We start from the raw sequence: 6156 nt of genomic DNA, 5'->3' as shown, positions 1-6156 counted from the left end.
TATTTTTTCTCGACATAGAAAAATCCCCTTTAAGTATAATGTTATCTACAGCGTACTGTAGTTTTTTTAACATTGTCTACCTAAAGGGGATAATATCAGTACCTCATGGAGGCTACTCGGTTTTTTTGTCTATAATCACTGAAGTAATGCTGGGGCATTATATATCCGAATGTATGATTAATAACCCATATGTTTATGATGGTGTGGCATATGACAATGGTTATGCGGCATACCGCACATTGTATGTGTTTCACAGCATTCATTAACAACAGACTCAGTGCATGGGAAATAGTATTGATGATCAATCATATGTTTGTTCACTGTTGTGACATGTGCTGGTTGTACATGTGGAACAACTGTATGGATATAATTTGTGCGAACATATTGCTCCGGTGGTAAAAATTGTGGTGGGTCATATTGCATTGGCATTGTTTGTGGCGGACAGCAGTGTGGACCTTTTGCCGGATGGCGTCTTCGTTGAAACATGTTATAACCTCCTGTTTTGATAAGTTGTCGTTCATTATTAAGATATGAGATAGACGTCGATAGGGACTATTTATTTGCCTATTATTGAATAGGTAAATCTAACAAGTCGCTGGAATAGTAGAAAATCTATTGTTGATTTGCCTACATATTGGATGAACGAAGCAACTACCAAAAGCTTTTTTAACATTCTGCCGACATTAAAATGACATTGATTCGAGCTATTGTTTTAGATAAATGCCATGAATTTTTAGTCAATAATCCAATACATCTCGGTATAATTGTGTCAGGATTTTTGCCAATAAACAAAACAAGCCTACATCTTCCAAACTTTAGAGGAGCGAGCTGTAGGCTGAATCAAGATAAAAAATATGTTTTTTTGAAAAAATAGATATTGTCAATAAAACAGTCGTACAGTATACTCTTTAATTGATAATGATAATCGTTATTGATTATATCTTAGGAGGAAATGTATGTCGAAATTATCACTACGCAACAAAAATAGTCACATTCTTTTTGCATTATTCTTAATATTCTCCATTTTGCTAGTTGGGTGTGGAGATAAAGCATCAAACACTAGTAATTCACAAGAAAATGACAAAGCAGAAGAAGGAAACACAGAATCTTCTAGCCGTGAGATTACACACGCAATGGGTACTACCACAATTGAAGGGACACCCACAAAAATCGTTACACTATATCAAGGGGCTACAGATGTAGCAGTAGCGATGGGCATTAAGCCAGTAGGTGCAGTAGAATCTTGGGCTGAAGCGCCTTTTTATAATTATATGAAAAAAGATTTAGATGGCGTTGCCATTGTTGGACAGGAAACACAACCCAATCTGGAAGAAATCGCAAAGCTGAAACCAGATTTAATTATTGCATCGAAAGTTCGTCATGAGGAAATTTATGATCAGTTATCACAAATTGCACCAACAGTTGCTCATGAAACGGTTTTTGATTTCAAAGGTACAGCTGAAATGATGGGACAAGCAATGAATCAGGAAGAAAAAGTGAAAGAGTTATTAGGAGATTGGGATACACGAGTTGCTGATTTTCAAACGAAAATTCAAGAGAAACTTGGCGATAAATGGCCATTCCATGTTTCTGTTGTCAATTTCAGAGCAGACCATGCACGTATTTATATAACAGGGTATGCTGGTTCTATCTTGTCAGAGCTTGGTTTCCAAGGTCCTAAAAATTTAACAGATGACTCATTGGAGATCGTCAAGCTAACGGATAAAGAAAGTATTACGCAAATGAATGCCGATGTTATTTATATGTTTATGGAAAATGATGAGGCAGTCAAAAAAAATTATGAAGAGTGGACAAGTCATCCACTATGGAAAGAGCTTGATGCAGTGAAAGCAAATCAAGTTTATCAAGTAGATGAAATTAATTGGAATCTAGCAGGTGGACTAATTAGTGCTAACTTAATGTTAGATGATATTTATGACAAATTTGAATTAGAAAAATAGAGAAGATGGTTAGGGCTGTTTAAAGTGTTAGAGAATGCTTGCATAACAGCCCTCTCACTGTAGGGGGTAACAATCAAAACCTACTACTCTATTCAAAAGATAAATTGTGGATCAAGAAAGTTGGCATAAAATGAGAATTATTCTTTCTACTACCTCGATGAAACAAATAGGCTTGTTCATCAGTTGTTTGATCCTTTTGCTGGCATTTGTGATCAGCATAACGATTGGTCAAACGTCCATCCCCTTCTCGTCAATCTATGATGCCATTTTTCATTTTGATGCTGCTAATAAGGAGCATGTCATTATTCGAACATCTAGATTTACAAGAGCTGTGATCGCTACAGTAGTTGGCGCAAGCCTTGCCATCGCGGGGGCATTAATGCGAGCACTAACGAGAAATCCTTTAGCAGCTCCTGATATTTTGGGTATTAATGCAGGAGCCATATTTTTTATTGTCAGTGCCATTACTCTATTTTCTGTTAATTCTTTATGAGCTATATGTGGATTGCCTTTTTAGGTGCTGGTGCAGCGGGAGCTATGGTATTTTTCCTTGGGTCATTAGGAAGAGATGGTTTAACACCAATTAAAATAGTTTTAGCTGGTGCAGCGATTACAGCTCTATTTGTCTCGTTTACGCAGGGGCTTTTAGTGATTGATGAACAAGGTTTACAAAGTGTACTTTTTTGGTTAGCGGGATCTGTATCAGGGCGTAGCATTGACATGCTCGTGCCTGTCCTACCATTTATTTTAGGGGTCACAGTTGTGGCGATCGGTATGGGGCGTTCTATCAATATTTTACAATCAGGTGATGATATTGCCAAAGGCTTAGGACAACGAACGGTGTTGACGAAACTCACACTCGGTATCATTATTATCATTCTTGCAGGTAGCTCAGTTGCTGTAGCGGGTTCGATTGGCTTTATTGGTTTGATTGTCCCTCATATTGCGATTCATCTTGTTGGTACGGATTATCGTTGGATTATACCGTACAGTGCGGTATTAGGAGCCATATTGTTATTGCTTTCAGATATATTAGCGAGATACGTAATTATGCCGTTAGAAATGCCTATTGGTGTAATGACTGCATTCATTGGTGCTCCTTTCTTCATCTATATTGCACGAAAGGGGTTAGCGAAAAATGTCTAATTATAGGACGGTTCGAACGAAATCCGATCGCATATCATTTCAAATCGCCCAAAGAACTTGTTGGATTTTACTACTATTAAGCTTATTATTAGTCATCATAACGGTTCTTGGTTTATCTGCGGGTAGCGAGTTTATCAATCCTGTGACAGTGGTTAAAGAATTATTAGGCTATGGGAATGGAGAGTACGATTTTGTCTTACATACATTAAGGCTCCCGCGTGTATTGATGGCATTATTAGTTGGAGCAGCGCTGGGAGTGGCTGGTTTAATTTTACAAGGAATTATCCGTAATCCTCTTGCAGCTCCAGATATTATCGGTGTAACAAGTGGAGCATCGATGGGTGCGATTATTTTTATCGTGTACTTTATGGGATCTGTCAGCATTCAATTTTTACCGTTAGCAGCCATTTTAGGTGCTGCCGTTATCTCCTTTATCATTTACCTGCTGTCATGGAGAAAAGGTGTCACACCTATTCGAATGGTGCTTATTGGTATTGGGATTTCCGCATTAGCAAAGGCAGTTGTGACGATGCTGCTGGTCATCAGTGAGGTTGCCGCAACAACGAAGGCCTATTTATGGCTGACAGGTAGTTTGTATGGGGCGAATATGCAAGATGTCTATTTGCTTTTACCATGGGTTGCTCTTTTGTTGCCACTAACATTTGTTTTGGCGAGGACGGTAAATGTGAAGGAATTAGGAGATGACATTGCGATAGGGCTAGGGGTAAAAGTTCAGGTGTACCGTTTACTTTTTTTACTCATTAGTGTGATGCTAGCTGGTTCTGCGGTTGCTTTTGCTGGTGGGATTGCCTTTGTTGGATTAGTGGCGCCTCATATGAGTAGAATGCTTGTAGGGCGTTCTTTTGCAGGATTAATACCTGTTACTGCTATAATTGGTGGCATTATTGTCATCGTAGCCGACATTGTTGCACGAACAGCCTTTTTACCAAAGGATTTACCAACAGGTGTCTTTACGGCTGCGATTGGAGCACCATTCTTTATTTATTTACTATTTAAAACGCGTAATCAATAATGCAAAGGATATATGAGTTAAAAGTGTGAGAAGAAGGTGACGAGATTTTGAAAAGTGTCTTAGAAGCACAAGATTTACATGTAAGCTACGGTGAAAATATTATTTTGGAAGATTTGAATCTTCAAATACCAAAAGGAAAAATTACGGTACTGGTAGGTGCCAATGGTTGTGGGAAATCCACGCTACTAAGAACGTTTGCACGACTACAAAAACCAAAGTCGGGTGAAATTTTCTTAGAAGATAGTACACTAGATGCAATTTCAACTAAAGAAGTGGCAAAACGTTTAGCCATTCTACCACAGGGACCTGTTGCACCCGAAGGATTAACCGTTCAACAATTGATTAAACAAGGTCGTTATCCACATCAGAGCTGGTTAAAGCAATGGTCTACTGAGGATGAAAAAATAGTGAATAACGCTCTTGAGGTGACACAGATGACGGAATTTGCGGATCGCCCAGTAGATGCATTATCAGGAGGTCAGCGTCAACGTGTTTGGATTGCCATGACATTGGCTCAAAAAACAGATCTTATTTTACTAGATGAACCTACAACTTATTTAGATATGGCTCATCAGGTAGAAATTTTAGACTTACTATTTGATTTAAATGAAAATGAGGGTCGAACAGTTGTTATGGTATTACACGATTTAAACTTAGCCTGTCGCTATGCTCATCATATTGTGGCTGTGCGAAATAAACAAGTGTACGCGCAAGGCAAGCCAGAGGAAGTGGTGACACCTGAGATGGTGCAAGCTGTGTTTCGTATGGACTGTACCATTATGAGAGACCCTCTATTTGGTACACCTTTATGTGTTCCACATGGCAAAGGACGAGCAATTCAGATGGAAACATTCGAGGAGGTAGGGGTCACTTGAGCTTAAAACTGTCAGCTGAAGAAATATCAATACTACTATGTGATTATCGAATGACGATTGAGCCAGCAGTAGACGCTGCTTACTCGCTATGTGCTGAAAATTTATTGGACACTGACCAGGCGCTAGCCTATTTACAAAAAATCGCGCCTTTTTTTCAGTCCCCATCTACACAAGTTACGGCATCGTTATTTGCGAAGCGCTATAGTGTTTTAACGATGGCTTCAGCATTTTATGCCATGTCGAGATATGATAAAGGGCTAGATGTTACTATCGAAAATATCTGGGTGGAAGTAGAACCTCATGCGAAACCATGGCTGCCTAACATTCGGTTCAACGATCATACAGTGTCAGTCCCAACACAAGATCGTGAAGCATGGCGTGATGAGATTCTCAAAGGAATCTTTGCGGATAATCTAACAAAAGTGTGGCAATCATTAACGAAAATAAGTAAAGTTCCGAAAACAATCTTATGGGAAAATACAGCTATTTATGTCAATTGGCTATACGAAACGAAAATAAGAGAAGGGGCCAATGAGCAAGAAATCACTCGCATACAAGAAGATTATCACTACATTGTAAATCAGGCTCCTGGCTCTCTTTTTGGCGAGAGGAAGAATCCTTTGACGAATTATTGTGGACCTAAAGTGACGATAAAGGAATCCGAGCAACCAATACGCTTAAGAAAAACATGTTGTTTCTATTATCATACATCTGACGAAACAAATGACTTTTGTATCTCCTGTCCTAAAATAAAAAGACTAGTCTAACCTCATAAAGTTTACAATTCCCCGAAGTGAATAAATAGTCGTGTTTATTCACTTTTTCTTTCCGTTAAAATTTCTGTTTGTTATGTTGAAATATTGTTATACTAGATGGAAGTACCTGAGGTTGGTGGGCTAATTTTGGGGACAAAAATTCCATTGAAATTTTTCGATTTAATTGTGATATTTATATTACGTACACTTATCTCGCTTCCAATTGCAGCATTAGTCGGCCACCTACTATTCTAATCTAAAATGCCAAGTCCTAGATGGACTTGGCATTTCAGACTGTAGACAAACTCAAAAAATTTGAGAGTTTGCCTATAGTCTTTTTTCTTTTACAATGAAATAAAGTAAAGCCGTTGATTTCCACTACGGGC

The 6156-nt window shown here is 38.5% G+C and carries 5 protein-coding genes and 1 pseudogene; 5 read left to right on the top strand and 1 reads right to left on the bottom strand.

What is annotated here, in order from left to right:
* Positions 1-177: 177 nt before the first annotated feature.
* Positions 178-486: a CotD family spore coat protein gene (locus AO843_RS23615; RefSeq protein WP_054613488.1), complete on the bottom strand. Its 309-nt coding sequence runs from the start codon at positions 484-486 to the stop codon at positions 178-180.
* Positions 487-956: 470 nt separating this feature from the next.
* On the opposite strand from AO843_RS23615, the gene AO843_RS23610 reads away from it, so the two are divergent.
* From AO843_RS23610 to AO843_RS23590, 5 genes and pseudogenes are all read left to right on the top strand, one after another.
* Entirely contained in the window at positions 957-1961 is a 1005-nt protein-coding gene (locus tag AO843_RS23610) for an ABC transporter substrate-binding protein (protein ID WP_054613487.1), read from the top strand.
* Between the two features lie 130 nt (positions 1962-2091).
* A pseudogene (locus tag AO843_RS23605) lies at positions 2092-3107 on the top strand (FecCD family ABC transporter permease).
* A complete protein-coding gene (locus AO843_RS23600; protein ID WP_054613486.1) occupies positions 3100-4140 on the top strand; it encodes a FecCD family ABC transporter permease in 1041 nt (346 codons plus the stop codon). Before AO843_RS23605 ends, AO843_RS23600 begins: the two are co-directional and overlap by 8 nt.
* Before the next feature lie 47 nt (positions 4141-4187).
* Complete coding sequence (locus AO843_RS23595) at positions 4188-5015, top strand: ABC transporter ATP-binding protein (protein ID WP_054613485.1); 828 nt, start codon at positions 4188-4190, stop codon at positions 5013-5015.
* Positions 5012-5782, top strand: a complete 771-nt coding sequence (locus AO843_RS23590; protein ID WP_054613484.1) for an IucA/IucC family C-terminal-domain containing protein — start codon at positions 5012-5014, stop codon at positions 5780-5782. Before AO843_RS23595 ends, AO843_RS23590 begins: the two co-directional genes overlap by 4 nt.
* Positions 5783-6156 lie beyond the last annotated feature (374 nt).

This window comes from Lysinibacillus sp. ZYM-1 (assembly GCF_001308875.1).
In the GTDB taxonomy this organism is placed as follows: Bacteria; Bacillota; Bacilli; order Bacillales_A; family Planococcaceae; genus Lysinibacillus.
This window is presented reverse-complemented; position numbering and strand designations above follow the sequence as displayed.